Origin of the sequence: Streptomyces sp. Q6 (assembly GCF_036967205.1) — a bacterium.
Lineage (GTDB): Bacteria > Actinomycetota > Actinomycetes > Streptomycetales > Streptomycetaceae > Streptomyces > Streptomyces citrinus.
The window spans coordinates 5,886,119-5,905,793 of the sequence record NZ_CP146022.1; the positions used below are offsets into that span (position 1 = coordinate 5,886,119).

13 protein-coding genes and 3 rRNA genes are annotated in these 19,675 nt (G+C 67.4%); 10 read left to right on the forward strand and 6 right to left on the reverse strand.

The window, feature by feature from the left end; genetic code table 11:
* Window positions 1–145: 145 nt before the first annotated feature.
* Both V2W30_RS27495 and V2W30_RS27500 read right to left on the reverse strand, forming a co-directional pair.
* Complete coding sequence (locus V2W30_RS27495) at window positions 146–826, reverse strand: response regulator (RefSeq protein WP_338700675.1); 681 nt, start codon at window positions 824–826, stop codon at window positions 146–148.
* Window positions 823–2,460 (reverse strand): sensor histidine kinase, encoded by a 1,638-nt coding sequence (locus V2W30_RS27500; RefSeq protein WP_338700676.1) that lies wholly within the window; start codon window positions 2,458–2,460, stop codon window positions 823–825. Before V2W30_RS27500 ends, V2W30_RS27495 begins: the two co-directional genes overlap by 4 nt.
* A 181-nt stretch (window positions 2,461–2,641) precedes the next feature.
* Here V2W30_RS27500 and V2W30_RS27505 point away from each other — a divergent pair, with 181 nt between their 5' ends.
* The 4 genes from V2W30_RS27505 to rrf all read left to right on the forward strand — a co-directional run bounded on the left by V2W30_RS27505 (window position 2,642) and on the right by rrf (window position 9,897).
* Window positions 2,642–4,033, forward strand: a complete 1,392-nt coding sequence (locus V2W30_RS27505; protein WP_338700677.1) for a cation:dicarboxylate symporter family transporter — start codon at window positions 2,642–2,644, stop codon at window positions 4,031–4,033.
* A 703-nt stretch (window positions 4,034–4,736) separates the two neighbouring features.
* Window positions 4,737–6,261, forward strand: a 16S ribosomal RNA gene (locus V2W30_RS27510).
* Window positions 6,262–6,569: 308 nt separating this feature from the next.
* Window positions 6,570–9,692: ribosomal RNA gene (locus tag V2W30_RS27515) — 23S ribosomal RNA — on the forward strand.
* Window positions 9,693–9,780: 88 nt separating this feature from the next.
* Window positions 9,781–9,897: ribosomal RNA gene (gene rrf, locus V2W30_RS27520) — 5S ribosomal RNA — on the forward strand.
* The 16S, 23S and 5S rRNA genes sit together here, the layout of an rRNA operon.
* A gap of 142 nt (window positions 9,898–10,039) precedes the next feature.
* Here rrf and V2W30_RS27525 read toward each other — a convergent pair.
* Window positions 10,040–10,645, reverse strand: coding sequence for a TetR/AcrR family transcriptional regulator (locus V2W30_RS27525; protein ID WP_338700678.1), 606 nt, complete (start codon window positions 10,643–10,645; stop codon window positions 10,040–10,042).
* A 149-nt stretch (window positions 10,646–10,794) separates the two neighbouring features.
* On the opposite strand from V2W30_RS27525, the gene V2W30_RS27530 reads away from it, so the two are divergent.
* Window positions 10,795–12,480 (forward strand): MFS transporter, encoded by a 1,686-nt coding sequence (locus tag V2W30_RS27530; RefSeq protein WP_338700679.1) that lies wholly within the window; start codon window positions 10,795–10,797, stop codon window positions 12,478–12,480.
* A 107-nt stretch (window positions 12,481–12,587) separates the two neighbouring features.
* Window positions 12,588–13,148: a cysteine hydrolase family protein gene (locus V2W30_RS27535; protein ID WP_338700680.1), complete on the forward strand. Its 561-nt coding sequence runs from the start codon at window positions 12,588–12,590 to the stop codon at window positions 13,146–13,148.
* Here V2W30_RS27535 and V2W30_RS27540 read toward each other — a convergent pair.
* On the reverse strand, window positions 13,145–14,029 hold the full coding sequence (locus tag V2W30_RS27540; protein WP_338700681.1) for an AraC family transcriptional regulator: 885 nt from the start codon (window positions 14,027–14,029) through the stop codon (window positions 13,145–13,147). The two genes, V2W30_RS27535 and V2W30_RS27540, sit on opposite strands and share 4 nt — an antisense overlap.
* A gap of 85 nt (window positions 14,030–14,114) precedes the next feature.
* Window positions 14,115–15,026 (reverse strand): aldo/keto reductase, encoded by a 912-nt coding sequence (locus tag V2W30_RS27545; protein ID WP_338700682.1) that lies wholly within the window; start codon window positions 15,024–15,026, stop codon window positions 14,115–14,117.
* Between the two features lie 114 nt (window positions 15,027–15,140).
* Here V2W30_RS27545 and V2W30_RS27550 point away from each other — a divergent pair, with 114 nt between their 5' ends.
* Window positions 15,141–15,509 (forward strand): hypothetical protein, encoded by a 369-nt coding sequence (locus tag V2W30_RS27550; protein WP_338700683.1) that lies wholly within the window; start codon window positions 15,141–15,143, stop codon window positions 15,507–15,509.
* A gap of 62 nt (window positions 15,510–15,571) precedes the next feature.
* Here V2W30_RS27550 and V2W30_RS27555 read toward each other — a convergent pair whose 3' ends face one another.
* Window positions 15,572–16,345 (reverse strand): MBL fold metallo-hydrolase, encoded by a 774-nt coding sequence (locus V2W30_RS27555; RefSeq protein ID WP_338700684.1) that lies wholly within the window; start codon window positions 16,343–16,345, stop codon window positions 15,572–15,574.
* Window positions 16,346–16,479: 134 nt separating this feature from the next.
* Between V2W30_RS27555 and V2W30_RS27560 the strand changes: the two genes are divergently transcribed.
* The 3 genes from V2W30_RS27560 to V2W30_RS27570 all read left to right on the forward strand — a co-directional run bounded on the left by V2W30_RS27560 (window position 16,480) and on the right by V2W30_RS27570 (window position 19,612).
* Complete coding sequence (locus V2W30_RS27560; protein ID WP_338700685.1) at window positions 16,480–16,896, forward strand: MerR family transcriptional regulator; 417 nt, start codon at window positions 16,480–16,482, stop codon at window positions 16,894–16,896.
* A gap of 5 nt (window positions 16,897–16,901) precedes the next feature.
* Window positions 16,902–17,216, forward strand: a complete 315-nt coding sequence (trxA, locus tag V2W30_RS27565) for a thioredoxin (RefSeq protein ID WP_338700686.1) — start codon at window positions 16,902–16,904, stop codon at window positions 17,214–17,216.
* A gap of 167 nt (window positions 17,217–17,383) precedes the next feature.
* Window positions 17,384–19,612 (forward strand): HelD family protein, encoded by a 2,229-nt coding sequence (locus V2W30_RS27570; protein ID WP_338703780.1) that lies wholly within the window; start codon window positions 17,384–17,386, stop codon window positions 19,610–19,612.
* Window positions 19,613–19,675: the final 63 nt, after the last annotated feature.

Here is a 19,675-nt window from a genome sequence, read left to right on the forward strand (position 1 = left end):
CGCGGGCTTCGTTGTCCGCGGGGCTGCCCGTGAACGTACGGTCCGGTTCCGATCAGGGTCAATGGGTGTGCAAGGGACCCCACCGATGCCGTGACAACGTTGTTATCCAGGGGGTCACAGCCGTCACGCAAGGACCGGCCGCGGGCTACTTCCAGGTGTAGACGAACTCCGGGCGGCCCACCTGCCCGTACTGCGGACTGCGCACGGCCCGACCGGAGTCGACCAGGTACTCCAGATAGCGACGGGCCGTGATCCGCGAGATGCCGACCGTCTCCGCGGCCGACGCGGCGGTCACCCCGTCCGGCGCCGCCTCCCGCACGGTGTGCGTCACCCGCTCCAGGGTCGGCGCGCTCAGCCCCTTCGGCAGCGCGGCCGGCGCGGGCGAGCGCAGATGCGCCAGCGCCCGGTCGACCTCGTCCTGCCCCGTCGCCTCACCGGTCGACATCCGGTACTCGGCGTACAGCACCAGCCGGTCGCGCAGCGTGGCGAACGTGAAGGGCTTCAGGACGTACTGCACCACGCCCAGCGAGACCCCCTCGCGGACCACCGCCAGATCACGGGCCGAGGTCACCGCGATCACATCGGCCTGATGGCCCGCCGCGCGCAGCGAACGCGCCAGCGCGAGCCCGTGCCCGTCGGGCAGATGCAGATCGAGCAGGATCAGGTCCACCGGCGTGCGCTCCAGGGCCCGCCGCGCCTCGGCGGCCGTGTGCACCCGGGCGACCGTACGGAAACCGGGGACCCGGTCCACGTACAGGGCATGCGCGTCCGCGGCCACGGGATCGTCCTCGACCACCAGGACCCTGATGCCCCCGTCGCCGCTCATGCGCGCGCCTCCCGTACCGAGTCCGTCCGCTGTTCGGGCACCGCACCCGACAGCGGCAGCCGCACCGTGAACGTCGCCCCGCCGTCCGGCGCCTGGGCCAGCTCCAGCGTCCCACCGCCGCGCCCCGCCGCCTGCCGGACGAGCGCCAGGCCGAGGCCACGACCGCCGGGCCCGGCCGGCTTCGTCGACCAGCCCCGCTCGAACACCGCGTCGGCGTGCTCCGGATCCACCCCGGGACCGGTGTCCGTGACCCGCAGCAGCAGAGCGTCGGCGTCCGCGCGGGCCGTCACGGTGACGCGGGCGCGCGGCGAACCCTGCGCCGCGTCGACCGCGTTGTCGATGAGATTGCCGAGCACCGTGACCAGGTCGCGGGCGGGCAGCGTCTGCGGCAGCAGCCCGTCGTCGATCCGGGTCTCGCCGGACACGACGAGCTCCACCCCGTGCTCGTTGGCCTGCGCCGCCTTGCCCAGCAGCAGCGCGGCGAGCACCGGCTCGCTCACCGCGCCCACCACCTGATCGGTCAGCGCCTGCGCCAGCTCCAGCTCCGCCGTGGCGAACTCGACGGCGTCGTCCGCACGCCCCAGCTCGATCAGCGACACCACCGTGTGCAGCCGGTTCGCGGCCTCGTGCGCCTGCGACCTGAGCGCCTGCGTGAACCCCCGCTCCGAGTCCAACTCGCCCATCACCGACTGGAGTTCGGTGTGATCCCGCAGGGTCACGACGGTGCCCCGCCGCTCCCCGCTCGCCACCGGCGACGTGTTCACGACGACGACCCGGTCGGCCGTCAGATGCACCTCGTCGACCCGCGGCTCGGCGGCGAGCAGCGCCCCCGTCAGCGGCGCGGGCAGCCCCAGCTCGGCGACGCCCCGCCCCACGGCCTCCTCGCCCGTGCCGAGCAGCTCGCGCGCCCCGTCGTTGATGAGAGCGACCCGCCGCTGCGCGTCGAGCATCACGAGCCCTTCGCGCACGGCGTGCAGCGCGGCCTGGTGATAGGCGTGCATCCGGCTCAGCTCGGCCGCGTTCATGCCGTGCGTGTGCCGCCGCAGCCGGGCGTTGATCACGTACGTGCCGATACCGCCGAGCACCAGCGCGGCGATCGCGACCCCCGCCACGGCGAGCACCTGCCCGCGGGCCTGCGCGGTGATCTCGTCGATGGTGATTCCGGCGCTCACCAGACCGACGACCCGGTGCTCACCCCCGTACACCGGCGTGACGACCCGCACCGAGGGACCGAGCGTCCCCGTGTACGTCTCCGAGAACGTCCGCCCCTTCAGCGCGGGACCGATGTGCCCGAGGAACCGCTCACCTATCCGGTCCCTGTCCGGGTGCGTCCAGCGGATCCCGTCCGTGTCCATGATCGTCACGAAGTCGACCCCGGTGTGCCGCTGCACGTCGCTCGCGTACGGCTGGAGCCGCGCGGTCGGATCCCCCGCCCCGGTGATCGCCTCCCGCACCGAAGCGGAGTCCGCCACCGCCCGCGCCGCGGCCGTCGCCTGCCGCCGCGCGGCCGTCTCGGCCTGACCCCGGTCACTGAGATACGTGAACAGCGCGCACCCCGCGACCACGACCGCGACCAGGACGGCCTGCATCGCGAACAGCTGGCCGGCCAGGCTGCGGGGACGGGGGAGGCGCATGCGCCCAGTCTGCCTCGTCGCCACCTGCTCGTATCAGCGCGAACTAAATGAACGGAAGGGTGACGCCCCTCACGGCCTGGGAGATAGTCGCCGGGATCCGCAGACCGTGAGCCGCACGGCCTGTGCGTACGTGAACCTTCACGACCGTTCCAGTACGCCGACGTCGTCGTCAGGAGAAACCGTGGCCGAGACCGGGCAAGCAACCACGACCCCACCCGCCAGGCGGGACCGCACGCACTACCTCTACATCGCCGTGATCGTGGCCGTGGTGCTCGGCATCGCCGTCGGCTTCATCTGGCCCGACTTCGCCAAGGAGCTCAAGCCCGTCGGCACGGGCTTCGTGAACCTGATCAAGATGATGATCTCGCCGATCATCTTCTGCACGATCGTCCTCGGCGTCGGCTCGGTCCGGAAGGCCGCCAAGATCGGCAAGGTCGGCGGCCTCGCCCTCGCCTACTTCCTCTGCATGTCCGTCGTCGCCCTGGCCATCGGCCTGATCGTCGGCAACATCCTCGACCCCGGCTCCGGCATGCACCTCACCGAGGCCACGAAGGACGTCGGCCAGACAGCGGCCAAGGACGCCGCCGAGGGCCCGGTCGACTTCGTCCTCGGCATCATCCCGACGACGCTCGTCTCCGCCTTCACGGAGGGCGAGGTCCTCCAGACCCTCCTGGTCGCCCTGCTCGTCGGCTTCGCGCTCCAGGCCATGGGCCGCGGCGGCGAACCGGTCCTGCGCGGCATCGAGCACATCCAGAAGCTGGTCTTCCGCGTCCTCGGCATGATCATGTGGGCCGCCCCGGTCGGCGCGTTCGGCGCGATGGCGGCCGTCATCGGCGAAACCGGCGTGGACGCCCTCAAGGCCCTGGCCACCATCATGATCGGCTTCTACGTCACCTGCGCCCTGTTCGTGGGCATCGTCCTCGCGGCGATCCTGCGCCTGGCGACCGGCTTCAACATCTTCTCGCTCCTCAAGTACCTGGGCCGCGAGTTCCTCCTCATTCTGTCGACGTCGTCCTCGGAGTCGGCGCTGCCGCGGCTCATCGCGAAGATGGAGCACCTGGGTGTGAGCCGCCCGGTCGTCGGCATCACCGTCCCGACGGGGTACTCCTTCAACCTCGACGGCACGATGATCTACCTGACCATGGCGTCCCTGTTCATCGCCGACGCCATGGACCAGCCGATGAGCATCGGCCAGCAGATCGGTCTGCTCCTCTTCATGATGGTCGCGTCGAAGGGCGCGGCGGGCGTCTCGGGCTCCGGCATCGCGGTCCTCGCGAGCGGCCTCCAGTCCCACCGGCCCGGTCTCGTCGACGGCGTCGGCCTCATCATCGGCATCGACCGCTTCATGAGCGAGGCCCGCGCCCTGACGAACTTCGCGGGCAACGCCGTGGCCACCCTCCTCATCGGTACGTGGACCGGAGAGGTGGACCGCGACCGCGTACGGCGCGTCCTCGCCGGCGATCTGCCCTTCGACGAGCGCACGCTGCTCGACACGGGCGACGACGACGCCAAGGACGTCCCCGCAGCCCGTGACGGCGGGTCCGGCATGGAGAAGGAGCCGGTCGGAGCGTGACCTCCGCGCGGCGGGGTCCGGTGCGACGCGTCGCACCGGACCCCGCTTTTGTACTACCGCCGGACGTGGCGTAGAGTCCTGCGAGTTGTCCGGGAGCCACGAGCTCCACCAGGCGCCTGGACGGCACCTCCCGCCGCTGATGCGGCACCCAAAACACCAGCACGATCTCCTTTCGGGATTGTTTTCGGCATGCCCGAATTCGATTTCGACCCCGATTAGGTACGGGGGCGGGAATCCGCTAATGTTCTGGACGTCGGAACGGCCCAACAGCCGCGAAGACAAACCCGGTTGACTGGGAATCAGGCCCGAAAGAATCTGATAGAGTCGACACCGCAGGAAGGCCGAAAGGCCGGAAAGCGAAAAGCAGGACCAGCAAGACCCCGAGGAAATCAGATCGGAAAGATCTGATAGAGTCGGAAACGCAAGACAGCAAGACCGAAGGGAAGCGCCCGGAGGAAAGCCCGAGAGGGTGAGTACAAAGGAAGCGTCCGTTCCTTGAGAACTCAACAGCGTGCCAAAAATCAACGCCAGATATGTTGATACCCCGTCTCCGGCCCTTTCGGGTCGAAGATGAGGTTCCTTTGAAAAAGTCCTGTCGGCCTCTAGTGGGTTGGCAGGCGCACAGCGAGGACGCTGTGAACGACCGGGATTATTCCTCCTGGTTGTTCCGCTCTCGTGGTGTCACCCCGATCACGGGGAAACATTCACGGAGAGTTTGATCCTGGCTCAGGACGAACGCTGGCGGCGTGCTTAACACATGCAAGTCGAACGATGAAGCCCTTCGGGGTGGATTAGTGGCGAACGGGTGAGTAACACGTGGGCAATCTGCCCTTCACTCTGGGACAAGCCCTGGAAACGGGGTCTAATACCGGATACCACCTCTCCTCGCATGGGGGGGGGTTGAAAGCTCCGGCGGTGAAGGATGAGCCCGCGGCCTATCAGCTTGTTGGTGAGGTAGTGGCTCACCAAGGCGACGACGGGTAGCCGGCCTGAGAGGGCGACCGGCCACACTGGGACTGAGACACGGCCCAGACTCCTACGGGAGGCAGCAGTGGGGAATATTGCACAATGGGCGAAAGCCTGATGCAGCGACGCCGCGTGAGGGATGACGGCCTTCGGGTTGTAAACCTCTTTCAGCAGGGAAGAAGCGAAAGTGACGGTACCTGCAGAAGAAGCGCCGGCTAACTACGTGCCAGCAGCCGCGGTAATACGTAGGGCGCAAGCGTTGTCCGGAATTATTGGGCGTAAAGAGCTCGTAGGCGGCTTGTCACGTCGGTTGTGAAAGCCCGGGGCTTAACCCCGGGTCTGCAGTCGATACGGGCAGGCTAGAGTGTGGTAGGGGAGATCGGAATTCCTGGTGTAGCGGTGAAATGCGCAGATATCAGGAGGAACACCGGTGGCGAAGGCGGATCTCTGGGCCATTACTGACGCTGAGGAGCGAAAGCGTGGGGAGCGAACAGGATTAGATACCCTGGTAGTCCACGCCGTAAACGGTGGGAACTAGGTGTTGGCGACATTCCACGTCGTCGGTGCCGCAGCTAACGCATTAAGTTCCCCGCCTGGGGAGTACGGCCGCAAGGCTAAAACTCAAAGGAATTGACGGGGGCCCGCACAAGCAGCGGAGCATGTGGCTTAATTCGACGCAACGCGAAGAACCTTACCAAGGCTTGACATACACCGGAAAGCATTAGAGATAGTGCCCCCCTTGTGGTCGGTGTACAGGTGGTGCATGGCTGTCGTCAGCTCGTGTCGTGAGATGTTGGGTTAAGTCCCGCAACGAGCGCAACCCTTGTTCTGTGTTGCCAGCATGCCCTTCGGGGTGATGGGGACTCACAGGAGACCGCCGGGGTCAACTCGGAGGAAGGTGGGGACGACGTCAAGTCATCATGCCCCTTATGTCTTGGGCTGCACACGTGCTACAATGGCCGATACAATGAGCTGCGATACCGCAAGGTGGAGCGAATCTCAAAAGTCGGTCTCAGTTCGGATTGGGGTCTGCAACTCGACCCCATGAAGTTGGAGTTGCTAGTAATCGCAGATCAGCATTGCTGCGGTGAATACGTTCCCGGGCCTTGTACACACCGCCCGTCACGTCACGAAAGTCGGTAACACCCGAAGCCGGTGGCCCAACCCCTTGTGGGAGGGAGCTGTCGAAGGTGGGACTGGCGATTGGGACGAAGTCGTAACAAGGTAGCCGTACCGGAAGGTGCGGCTGGATCACCTCCTTTCTAAGGAGCATCTAGGCTGCCAAGCTTGCTTGGTGGTCCAGGGCCATTACGTCGGCAAATGTTCGACGGTGGTTGCTCATGGGTGGAACGTTGATTATTCGGCACACTTGACCTGCTCTGGTCGCAAGTACTGCTTCGGCGTGGAAAGCGAATAGGACAGGCGAGGGTGTCGGGCACGCTGTTGGGTATCTGAGGGTACGGATTTCGATCCCGACCTCAATGCCGGCCCCGGTAAAAATCTGCTTCGGTGGGTTGTGACGGGTGGTTGGTCGTTGTTTGAGAACTGCACAGTGGACGCGAGCATCTGTGGCCAAGTTTTTAAGGGCGCACGGTGGATGCCTTGGCACCAGGAACCGATGAAGGACGTGGGAGGCCACGATAGTCCCCGGGGAGCCGTCAACCAGGCTTTGATCCGGGGGTTTCCGAATGGGGAAACCCGGCAGTCGTCATGGGCTGTCACCCATACCTGAACACATAGGGTATGTGGAGGGAACGCGGGGAAGTGAAACATCTCAGTACCCGCAGGAAGAGAAAACAACCGTGATTCCGGGAGTAGTGGCGAGCGAAACCGGATGAGGCCAAACCTTGTATGTGTGAGACCCGGCAGGGGTTGCATGCAGGGGGTTGTGGGATCTCTTTGTCACAGTCTGCCGGCTGTGAGACGAGTCAGAAACCGTTGATGTAGACGAAGGACATGCGAAAGGTCCGGCGTAGAGGGTAAGACCCCGTAGTCGAAACGTCAGCGGCTCGTTTAAGAGACACCCAAGTAGCACGGGGCCCGAGAAATCCCGTGTGAATCTGGCGGGACCACCCGTTAAGCCTAAATATTCCCTGGTGACCGATAGCGGATAGTACCGTGAGGGAATGGTGAAAAGTACCGCGGGAGCGGAGTGAAATAGTACCTGAAACCGTGTGCCTACAAGCCGTGGGAGCGTCGCGCAAGGAACTTGTTCCTTGCGTCGTGACTGCGTGCCTTTTGAAGAATGAGCCTGCGAGTTTGCGGTGTGTTGCGAGGTTAACCCGTGTGGGGAAGCCGTAGCGAAAGCGAGTCCGAATAGGGCGATTCAGTAGCGCGCTCAAGACCCGAAGCGGAGTGATCTAGCCATGGGCAGGTTGAAGCGGAGGTAAGACTTCGTGGAGGACCGAACCCACCAGGGTTGAAAACCTGGGGGATGACCTGTGGTTAGGGGTGAAAGGCCAATCAAACTCCGTGATAGCTGGTTCTCCCCGAAATGCATTTAGGTGCAGCGTCGTGTGTTTCTTGCCGGAGGTAGAGCACTGGATAGGCGATGGGCCCTACCGGGTTACTGACCTTAGCCAAACTCCGAATGCCGGTAAGTGAGAGCACGGCAGTGAGACTGTGGGGGATAAGCTCCATGGTCGAGAGGGAAACAGCCCAGAGCATCGACTAAGGCCCCTAAGCGTACGCTAAGTGGGAAAGGATGTGGAGTCGCAGAGACAACCAGGAGGTTGGCTTAGAAGCAGCCACCCTTGAAAGAGTGCGTAATAGCTCACTGGTCTAGTGATTCCGCGCCGACAATGTAGCGGGGCTCAAGCGTACCGCCGAAGTCGTGTCATTGCGATATATACCCCCAACGGGGATCGTGATGGGTAGGGGAGCGTCGTGTGCCGGGTGAAGCAGCCGCGGAAGCGAGTTGTGGACGGTTCACGAGTGAGAATGCAGGCATGAGTAGCGATACACACGTGAGAAACGTGTGCGCCGATTGACTAAGGGTTCCTGGGTCAAGCTGATCTGCCCAGGGTAAGTCGGGACCTAAGGCGAGGCCGACAGGCGTAGTCGATGGATAACCGGTTGATATTCCGGTACCCGCTGTGAAGCGTCAAACATCGAATCCAGTGATGCTAAGGCCGTGAAGCCGTTCCGGACCCTTCGGGGAATGGAAAGTGGTGGAGCCGCCGGCCCAAGTTGGTAGTAGGTGAGTGATGGGGTGACGCAGGAAGGTAGTCCAGCCCGGGCGGTGGTTGTCCCGGGGTAAGGGTGTAGCCCGTTATCTAGGTAAATCCGGATGACATGAGGGTGAGACCTGATGCCGAGCCGATTGTGGTGAAGTGGATGATCCTATGCTGTCGAGAAAAGCCTCTAGCGAGTTTCATGGCGGCCCGTACCCTAAACCGACTCAGGTGGTCAGGTAGAGAATACCGAGGCGTTCGGGTGAACTATGGTTAAGGAACTCGGCAAAATGCCCCCGTAACTTCGGGAGAAGGGGGGCCATCACTGGTGATTGGATTTACTCCATGAGCTGGGGGTGGCCGCAGAGACCAGCGAGAAGCGACTGTTTACTAAAAACACAGGTCCGTGCGAAGCCGTAAGGCGATGTATACGGACTGACGCCTGCCCGGTGCTGGAACGTTAAGGGGACCGGTTAGTGCACTTTCGGGTGTGCGAAGCTGAGAACTTAAGCGCCAGTAAACGGCGGTGGTAACTATAACCATCCTAAGGTAGCGAAATTCCTTGTCGGGTAAGTTCCGACCTGCACGAATGGCGTAACGACTTCTCGACTGTCTCAACCATAGGCCCGGTGAAATTGCACTACGAGTAAAGATGCTCGTTTCGCGCAGCAGGACGGAAAGACCCCGGGACCTTTACTACAGTTTGATATTGGTGTTCGGTTCGGCTTGTGTAGGATAGGTGGGAGACTTTGAACCAGCCACGCCAGTGGTTGGGGAGTCGTCGTTGAAATACCACTCTGGTCGTGCTGGATGTCTAACCTGGGTCCGTGATCCGGATCAGGGACAGTGTCTGATGGGTAGTTTAACTGGGGCGGTTGCCTCCCAAAGAGTAACGGAGGCGCCCAAAGGTTCCCTCAGCCTGGTTGGTAATCAGGTGTTGAGTGTAAGTGCACAAGGGAGCTTGACTGTGAGACCGACGGGTCGAGCAGGGACGAAAGTCGGGACTAGTGATCCGGCGGTGGCTTGTGGAAGCGCCGTCGCTCAACGGATAAAAGGTACCCCGGGGATAACAGGCTGATCTTCCCCAAGAGTCCATATCGACGGGATGGTTTGGCACCTCGATGTCGGCTCGTCGCATCCTGGGGCTGGAGTCGGTCCCAAGGGTTGGGCTGTTCGCCCATTAAAGCGGTACGCGAGCTGGGTTTAGAACGTCGTGAGACAGTTCGGTCCCTATCCGCTGCGCGCGCAGGAGTCTTGAGAAGGGCTGTCCCTAGTACGAGAGGACCGGGACGGACGAACCTCTGGTGTGCCAGTTGTCCTGCCAAGGGCATGGCTGGTTGGCTACGTTCGGAAAGGATAACCGCTGAAAGCATCTAAGCGGGAAGCCTGCTTCAAGATGAGGACTCCCACCCCCTTTGAGGGGTTAAGGCTCCCAGTAGACGACTGGGTTGATAGGCCAGATCTGGAAGCCCGGTAACGGGTGGAGGTGACTGGTACTAATAGGCCGAGGGCTTGTCCTCAGTTGCTCGCGTCCACTGTGTTGGTTCTGAAACCATGAACAACCGTCGTAGTCATAGGCCACGACTCCGGTTGACAGTTTCATAGTGTTTCGGTGGTCATAGCGTGAGGGAAACGCCCGGTTACATTCCGAACCCGGAAGCTAAGCCTCACAGCGCCGATGGTACTGCAGGGGGGACCCTGTGGGAGAGTAGGACGCCGCCGAACAAGTTTTAGGGAAAAGCCCCGTGCCTCTGGCACGGGGCTTTTCTGCGTTCCGGGGCAAGAGAGGGAAGCGAAGAGAGGGAAGCGAGCGGTGCACTGACGTCTGTTTCTCTTTGCGTTTTTCTCTTTATGCTCAGGCTTTCGCTCAGACCGACTCTGCGGCCAGCCGTTCCGCGTCCTTCGTCGGATAGCCGACCGAAGCGAGCACCGTGACGACCGCCGCGCGACCCGCGTCCGCCGCCGGGAGGGCTCCGTCGTTGACGGCCTCCATCAAGCCGAACAGCACCTGTTCATGGACGTACGCCAGAGCCTCCGCCGAGAGTGGCGACGTGAACTCGCCGTTGTCCAGGCCCTGCTGGACCAGGCGGACGCACTCGTGGCGGACCGGCGTGAGGCGCTGTCTGATGCCCTCCATGGCGACACTGCGCTGGGCCAGATTCACCAGAAGCCGGTAGCGGTCCGCGATCGGCCAGACCGACAGGATCGAGCGGGCCACCGCCTCCGCCGGATCGGCGATCCCCTCGCGGCCGGCGCGATGCGCCTCGGCGACCGCCTGCGCCGCGTCGTCGACCAAGGCGCCGACCAGCGCGTCCCGGCTCGGGAAATGGCCGTACACCGTGCGGCGCACCACCCCCGCGGCGCGGGCGATCTGGTCCATCGACGCCTCGGGATCACGCAGCAACTCGGCGAGTGCCACGTCGAGGATGCGGCGGCGGTTGGCATCGGCCCGTACAGAAGTCACGCCGCACATTGTCACACCCCGAGACCCGGGTACCCCTCCCGCGTGCGTATTTGCACACTGCTGTGCAGCGACGTAGATTGCACAGCAGTGTGTAATTGCTCAAGCCTGTGCAAGTGCTGGCTTGGGCCTGTTCTGCTTCTCTGGAGGGTCTCCGCGCCATGCGCCTCGTCATGAACGAGCCGGTCGACACGATGGACCGGCCGTACGCCCGCCGCTGGTGGGCGCTGCTCGTGCTCTGTCTGAGCCTTTTGATCATCGTGATGGCCAATACGGCGCTCACGGTCGCGGCGCCCGACATGACCCAGGATCTGGGGCTGTCCAGCGCCGATCTCCAGTGGGTCATCGACGGCTACACGGTTCCGTATGCCGCGCTGATGCTGTTGCTGGGTGCCATCGGCGACAAGTACAGCCGGCGGGGCGCCCTGATCCTGGGGCTGCTCGTCTTCGGTGGTGGCGCCATCTCGGGGTCGCTCGTCGACAGTTCCGGCGGGGTCATCGCGGCGCGCGCCGTGATGGGTGTCGGGGCCGCCATGATCATGCCGGCGACGCTCTCGCTGCTCGCGGCGACGTTCCCGCGGGCCGAGCGGGCCAAGGCGATCGTGCTCTGGACCGCGACGGCCGGACTCGCCATCGCCGCCGGGCCGTTGGTGGCCGGAGCGCTGCTGCGCAGCCACGGGTGGGCGTCCACCTTCCTGATCAACGTGCCCGTCGCCGCCGTCGCGATCGTCGGCGCGCTGGTCCTCGTACCGCCGTCGAAGGCCGCGCGGCACGGACGGATCGACTACGTCGGCGGGCTGTTGTCCGTCGTGTGGGTCGGCGCGCTCGTCTACATGATCATCGAGGGGCCGCACTTCGGGTGGGGCGTCAAGGCGATCAGTGCGGCCGTCGTCGCCGGTCTGGCGCTGGTGGGGTTCGTGGTGTGGGAGTTGCGGCACCCGCGGCCGGTGCTCGACGTGCGCCGGTTCGCCGACCGGCGGTTCGCCGGGTCGAACCTGGCCGTCGCGCTCTTCTTCCTCGCCGTCTTCGGCGCCTTCTACTACCTGACGCAGCACTTGCAGTTCGTGCTCGGCTACGACGCCTGGGAGACCGGCGTACGGATGCTGCCGCTGGCCGGTGCGGTGTTCGTCGGCTCGGCGCTCACCGGGTACCTCACGCCGCGGATCGGCATGAAGATCACGGTGACGGCGGGCATGGTCGGTGGTACGGCGGCGCTCGCGCTGCTCACCCGGGTCGACGCCGGATCGGCGTACGGGGACTTCGTGCTGCCCCTCGTCATCCTGGGTCTGGCCATCGGTCTCGCCCTCTCGCCCTGCACCGACGCGATCATGGGCGCCTTCCCGGAGTCGGAGCTCGGGGTCGGCGGCGCGGTCAACGACACGTCGCTGGAACTCGGTGGCTCGCTCGGCATCGCGATCCTCGGGTCCGTGCTCGCCGGTTCGTACTCGTCGCATCTGTCCGACGCCGCGTCCGGTACGAAGCTGCCGGGTGACGCGCTGGCCACGGCGCAGGACTCGGTGGGCGCCGGGTACGCGGTCGCGCAGCGGATCGGGGAGCAGGCCCACAAGGTCGCCGAGCAGGCGGCCGGTGCGAGTGACCCGCAGCAGGCGGCGCAGCTCAAGGCGCAGGCCGGTCAACTCGCCGACGGGGCGCGGACGATGGTCGACGCGGTCGGCTCGTCGTTCTCGGACGCCGTCGCGCACACCAGCGTGATCGGGGCCGTGATCCTCGGCGTCGGCACGGTGGTGGTGGGGGTGCTGCTGCCCGGGAAGGGACGCGGCGCCGGTTCCGGGTCGGCGGAGGAGGCCGGTGCCGCGGAGCGGGAGCCCGTGGACAGCGGGGTCTGAGGCCGACGCCAGGGATTGTCAGTGGCGGCTTCTAGGGTGTGAGTTGTCGGTGGCCGATGGGGGACCGACGTGATGCCGGACGCCGTACCTCTGCCCAGGGAGCTGCCATGACGACCTTGCCCGACCGACCCAACTCCGCGCTCGTCGTGATCGATGTGCAGAACGGGGTGATGGAGTGCTCGATCGACAGCGACGCCGTCATCGCCCGGATCGCCTCGCTGGTGGACCGGGCGAGAGCCGAGGGTGTGGCCGTGGTGTGGGTGCAGCACTCCGACGACGGGCTGAAGTTCGGCAGCGACGCCTGGCGGTACGTCCCGGAGCTGGGGGAGCCCCGGGACGGTGAGGCGCTGGTGCACAAGACGTACCGGGACTCCTTCGAGGACACCGATCTGGAGGAGCGGCTCGCGGAGCGCGGGGTCGGCCGCCTCGTGGTGGCCGGCGCCCAGACCGACTTCTGTGTGCGCTCCACGCTCCACGGCGCGCTCGCGCGGGGCTACGACGTGACGCTCGTCGGCGACGCGCACACGACGGAGGATCTCAGCGAGCACGGGGCGCCCGCACCCGCCCAGGTCATCGCGCACACGAACCTGTACTGGGCGGGTCAGACGGCGCCGGGGCGGTCCGTCGCCGTCCTGGACGCGGACGAGGTGGTCCTTTCGGAGATCTAGGCCCTGCCCGAGGGGGCGGCGGGTTCGCGTTCCACCGGCAGCCACAGCTCCGCGTCGGCCTCGCGGCCGTCCGGGGACATGCGGGTCCGGAGGATCTCGGGTCCGGGTCGGGTGCGGTACGGGTTGGAGGGGAACCACTCCGTGTACGTGTCGCTCCACAGCCGTTGGAGGGCCTCGGGGGCCGGTCCCGATGTCGTGAAGACGGCCCAGGTGCCGGCCGGCACGGGCAGGACGGCGGTGCCCTCGGGGGCGGGCGCCGAGGTGATCACCCCTTGGTAGTAGTCGAGTTCGGTGCCCTCGGCGCGGCCGGGGTCCAGGTCGTCGCAGACCGCGACGATGCCGTGCGGTTCGGCGTCGGAGAGTTTCTCCAGACGGTCCAGGAGGCCTCGGTCGATACCTCGGACGAAGTCGATGATCGCCTGGTTCGGGCCGAGGTGGACCAGGGGGACTCGCGCCCTGGGGCCGACCACGGTGAACGCGGGACGTTCCACCACCCGGTATCGCATGCTGCTGCTCCCTTCTACGGTGAGGCGGAAGGAGAGCCGGGGCTGCGAGACGAGGGCGGCGCCGGTGCGGCGGGCCTCGCCGGGGCCGACGCCGTGCAGCGTGCGGAACGCGCGGGCGAAGGCCTCGCCCGAGCCGTACCCGTAGCGCAGCGCGACCGTCAGCAGGGGCTCCTCGCCCGCGAGGACCTCGGCGCCGGCGACCGTGAGCCGCCGGCGCCGGACGTACTCCGACAGCGGCATGCCCGCGAGTGCGGAGAACATCCGGCGCAGGTGGTACTCCGAGGTGGTGGCGATCCGGGCGAGTTCGGCCACGTCCAGCGGCTGGTCGAGACGGTGCTCGATGTGGTCCATGGCCTCGTTGAGCCGGTCAAGCACGCCGGTCTCCTTCCGATTTCTGTGCTCACCACGCTAGGAGCGGGCGTCGGCGCGGGCCCGACATCCTGTGCCCGATCAGGTCGGGTCAGGTCTGTTCGAGGGCGGTCAGTTCGTCGGGGGTGAGGCGGAGGGCTCCCGCGGCCACGTTCTCCGCGAGATGGTCGGGATCGCCGGTGCCGGGGATGGCAAGCACGTTCGGGCCCTGGTGGAGGGTCCAGGCGAGCCGCAGCTGGGCGGGGGAGACGGCGTGCGCCGCGGCGATGTCCCGTACGGCGGGGGAGTCGGTGGAGCCGGTCGCGCCCGCGTGGCCGCCCTGGCCCGCGATCGCGAAGAACGGGACGAAGGCGATGCCCTGGTCGGCGCAGGAGCGCAGGAGTTCGGTGTCGCCGGGGCGGACGGTGCCGAGGCCGAAGCGGTTCTGGACGCAGACGATCGGCGTCACCTTCTGGGCCGCCGCGAGCCGCTCCGCGTCCACGTCCGAGACGCCGATATGGCGGATCAGGCCGGCGTCGCGCAGCTCGGCGAGCGCGCCCACGTACTCGGCGAGGTCCGTCGAAGTGCGGTCGTTCATACGGAAGTTGACGACGTCGAGATGGTCGCGGCCGAGCTGGCGCAGGTTCTCCTCGACGTCACCGCGCAGCTCGTCGGGGCGGGCCCAGGTGGCCCAGGCGCCCGCGCGGTCGCGGCGCGGGCCGACCTTCGTGGCGATGACCAGGTCGTCCGGGTAGGGGGCGAGCGCGGTGTTGATGAGTTCGTTGGCCGAGCGCAGGGCCGAGAAGTAGAAGGCGGCGGTGTCGATGTGGTTCACGCCCAGCTCGACGGCGCGGCGCAGGACGCGGATCGACCGCGCGCGGTCGGCGACGGAGGCGTTGTCGAAGGCGATCCGGCCGGGCAGCCGCATCGCGCCGAATCCGATACGGCGGACGGGGAGGTCGCCGAGGAGCCAGGTGCCGGACGCGGCGGCGGTGGGCGTGGCGGCCTGTCGGTGTGCGGTCATCGGGGCATTGTGCCTTGCCACGATCATGTCCCGGGGCCTGACGGCGTCGTCTGAGTACGTCGTCTGAGTACCTGGGCTCAGGTGTGGTCGTGGCGGCCGGACTTGGATGGAGCCATGACCCACGAACTCGCCGCCGAACCCGTCATACGTACCCCTGCGCGCAGCCGCCAGTGGATCGCGCCGCTCGTGTCGACCCTGGTCACACTGCCGGTGGCGTTCTTCGCGTACCTGTTCGCGGGGCTGTCGGGGATGGCGTGCGACTCGTGCACGGACGCCCAACTGGCCGCGTTCGACCCGAGTTTCGCGCGGGCGTTCACGGTCTTCGGGTGGGGTCTGACCATTTCGGTGCTCGTCCTCCTGACCGCGTGGCTGCTGCCGTGGGAGGAGCGGTTCGCGGCGCGCCGGGTCGGGTTCGCGCTGGCGGCGCCGTTCGCGGTTGTGCTCACGTACGTGGTGTTCCTCGTGATGGTCGACTGGCCCTGACCGGGGTGAGGCCGGCGCCGCGCCCGCGGGGTGCCCCGCCGAGCGCGGCGAACGGTCCCTCGTCAGACGGTGAACGCCTCGCCGGGCTTGAGGAGGTGGAGGCGGTCGCTCAGGCCGGCCTCGGCGAACGCCGTCGTCAGCGTGGAGCCGTCCTGGCTGAAGTGGCCCCAGTGCTCGAAGTGGAGCGGGACGACGTGCCGGGCACCGAGGAGCCGCGCGGCCTCGGCGGCCCGCTCGCTGGTCAGCGTCAGCGGGACCCCGGGCACGAGCGGCGTGAGGGCGGCGCCCGCGAAGAGGACCGCCACATCGATCGCGGGGAAGCGGTCGGCGATGTCCCGGACGCGGTCCAGGGAGGCGTTGTCCCCGGAGACGTAGACCGTGGGGAGGCCCGTGCCGGACAGGACGAAGCCGGTGACCTGGCCGACCACCGGTTCGCTGCCCTCGGGGCCGTGCAGCGCGGGCACGCCCGTGATGCGCAGGGCGCCGCCGCCGGGGCGCTCGACGTCCACGTGCTCCCACGTGGGCAGAGCGGTCACGGTCTCGCCGATCCGCTCGCGGGCGGCGGGCGTGGACAGGACCAGCGGGACCCCGGCGAGGAGCGCGCGGCCCGAGGTGTCGAGGTTGTCCGGGTGCTGGTCGTGCGAGAGCAGGACGGCGTCGGCCGCGCCGAGCTCCTCGGGCGTCAGCGCCGGGCCGGCGGTCTTGACCAGCGTCCGGGAACCGACCGCGTACTCGCCGGGGGCGTCGAACGTCGGGTCGGTGAGCAGTCGCAGCCCGCCGATCTCGATCACGGATGTGGGTCCGCCGACATAGCGGACGGAGACGGTCGTCGTCACTGGGTCCTCCCCCGGTAGCGACCGGCGCGGGTGCCGGTCAACCGGGAACAAGACGCGCCGGGCGCCCGGTATTCCCGGGACGGTCCGCGCATCGGCTGGCCTTGACGTCAGGGTCAACGTCTACGGTTTCAGGCATGCGCATCGGAGAGCTCGCGGACCGCGCCGGTACGACCACGCGGACGCTCAGGTACTACGAGTCGCGCGGGCTGCTGCCCGCGCGGCGCGGCGGCAACGGCTACCGGACGTACGACGAGGACGACCTGCGGGCGCTGCGGCAGATCCGCACGTTGCAGGACTTCGGGTTCGAGCTGGAGGAGACCCGGCCGTTCGTCGAGTGTCTGCGCGCGGGGCACCCGGAGGGCGACTCCTGCCCGGCGTCGCTCGCCGTGTACCGCAACAAGCTCGCCGAACTCGACGCGCTGATCGGCGAGTTGAGTGCCGTACGGGAGAAGGTCGGGGCGCAGTTGGCGCGCGCCGAACAGGCCATGGACGCGCTGGCGACGCAGCACGGCGCCGAGCCGCGCTGCGAACTGGAACGACGACAGGAGTGATCGGCATGCGGGACGTGACGGACGCGGACTTCGAGGAGCAGGTGCTGCGAGCGGGAAAGCCCGTGCTCGTGGAGTTCACGGCAACGTGGTGCGGGCCGTGCAGGCAGCTGGCGCCCGTGCTCAGGTCGATCGCGGAGGAGGAGCGCGAGCGGCTCGACGTCGTGGCGATCGACGTCGACGCCAACCCGGAGACGGCCGCCAGGTACGGGGTGCTGTCCATGCCGACGCTGATGGTCTTCAAGGCCGGGGAGCCGGTCTGGTCGCGGGTGGGCGCACGGCCCAAGCGGCGACTGCTGGAGGAATTGACCGAGGCCGTCTGAGGAACGGAGAACGAATTCCCGGCGGTTGGAATTCTGCCCCGCCCGGGGTATATTCGGTGTTTCTGTGTGCCCACAGAAAAGGCCCCTCACTGGGGGCCAACTAAACACACCGTACCGGGCAGGGAGCAGTTTTGTCAAGCCGGGAATCCGCCGCACCGCAGAAAGAACTGCAAAAGGAACAGGAATTCATCGACCGGCTCTACGCCCGCGTCGACGAGCTGCGTGGCATCGCCGCGGACTCCGTGCGGGCCGCGATCACGCCGGTCGGGACCGGTCAGCAGGCCCGCCTCGAGCGCGACCTGCTGGTCGTGGAGCGGTCCGGGCTGCTCGCCGCGCTGAATGCGGTCGAGGGGTCGCTCTGTTTCGGGCGAATTGACCTCAAGGGCGGTACCGCACACCACATCGGCCGTATCGGAATTCGTGCCGACGACACCGAGCGCACGCCGCTGTTGATCGACTGGCGTGCGCCGGTGGCGCGGCCTTTCTATCTCGCGACCGGTCATACGCCGATGGGTCTGCGCCGGCGCCGTCATCTCACGTTCGACGGGCGCACGGTCACCGAACTGCACGACGAGATCCTCGATCTCGACGACGCGGAGCGCACCGGGTACGAGGACCCGACCGGTGACGCCGTGCTGCTCGCCGCCCTGAACTCGGCCCGCACCGGCCGCATGGGCGACATCGTGCAGACCATCCAGGCCGAGCAGGACCGCATCATCCGGCACGCGCACCAGGGCGTGCTCGTCGTCGAGGGCGGCCCCGGCACCGGCAAGACGGCGGTCGCGCTGCACCGCGCCGCGTTCCTGCTGTACGAGCACCGGGAACTGCTGGCCAAGCGGGCCGTGCTCATCGTCGGACCCAACCCGGCGTTCCTGAAGTACATCAGCGAGGTGCTCCCCGCGCTCGGTGAGACCGGTGTGCTCCTGTCGACCGTCGGCGAGCTCTTCCCCGGCGTGCACGCCACCGGCACGGACACGCCGCGCGCGGCCGCCGTGAAGGGGGCGGCGGCGATGGCCGAGGCCCTCGCGCTCGCCGTCACCGACCGGCAGCAGATCCCCATGCCCGGCGCCCCGTTGGTGATCCCGCACGACGACGGGGACCTGATCCTCGACTGGGAGATCGCCTACGAGGCCCGGCAGGCGGCCCGCGACACCAAGCTGCCGCACAACCTGGCCCGCCCGCACTTCGCCTTCCGGGTGCTCGACGCGCTCACCGCGCAGCTCGCCGAGCGGCTGGGCGCCGACCCGTACGGCGGCCCGAACTTCCTCGGCCCCGACGACCTCGCCCAGCTCGGCAAGGGAGTCGCCGCGAGCCGCGAAGTCCACGCCGCCATCGAGGAGTTGTGGCCGACCCTCACTCCGCAGGGCTTCCTCGCCGACTACCTGACCGAACCCACCCACGTGCCGGACGAGGACGCGCGGGCCATCCGTCGCGCGCAGGGCTCCGGGGAGTGGACGGCCGCGGACGTGCCGCTGCTCGACGAGGTCGCCGAGCTGCTCGGGCACGACGACAGCGCCGAGCGGGCCGCGGCCGAGGCCGCGCGGCAGGAGCGGATCGCCTACGCGCAGGGCGTGCTGGACCTGTCGAAGGGTTCGGAGACGTACGAGTTCGAGGACGAGGACGAGTCGGAGGTGCTCGCCGCGCACGACATCGTGGACGCGGACCGGGTCGCCGACTGGTACGAGGAGGAGGACCACCGCAGCGCCGCGGAGCGGGCCGCCGCCGACCGGACCTGGGCGTTCGGGCACATCATCGTCGACGAGGCGCAGGAGCTGTCGCCGATGGCGTGGCGGCTGCTGATGCGGCGGTCTCCGACCCGGTCCATGACGCTGGTCGGGGACCCGGCCCAGACCTCCGAGGAGGCCGGGGTCGGCTCGTGGGAGCGCATTCTCGCGCCGTACGTGGAGGACCGGTTCGAGCACACGCGGCTCGGGGTCAACTACCGGACGCCGTCCGAGATCATGGACGTCGCGGCGGCGGTGCTCCGGGCGGAGCACCCGGACTTCGAGCCGCCGTCGTCCGTCCGCTCGACCGGCGTCCGTCCTTGGGCGCGTGCCGCGGTCGACCTGCCGGGCGCCGTCGCCGCGGCGGTGGCCGAGCTGACCCCCGAGGAGGGGCGGCTCGCCGTCATCGCTCCGCGGGCGCTGCACGGTGCGCTGGCGCCGAAGCTGGACGGGGTGGTGGCGGGGGCCGAACCCGATCTGACGCGGGCGGTCGTGCTGCTGGATCCGCGGCAGGCCAAGGGGCTCGAATTCGACTCGGTGCTCGTGGTCGAGCCCGGGGAGTTCGGGGTCAGCGACCTGTATGTGGCGCTCACTCGGGCGACGCAGTCCCTGGGGATCGTGCATTCCGGGGAACTGCCGCTGCCGCTCCGGCAGTTCGCCGTCGCTGACTGATCGTTCGCAGCGGGGCGTGGGGCGCGGGCCGCACTGCGGCTGGTCGCGCCCCACGCCCCTGCC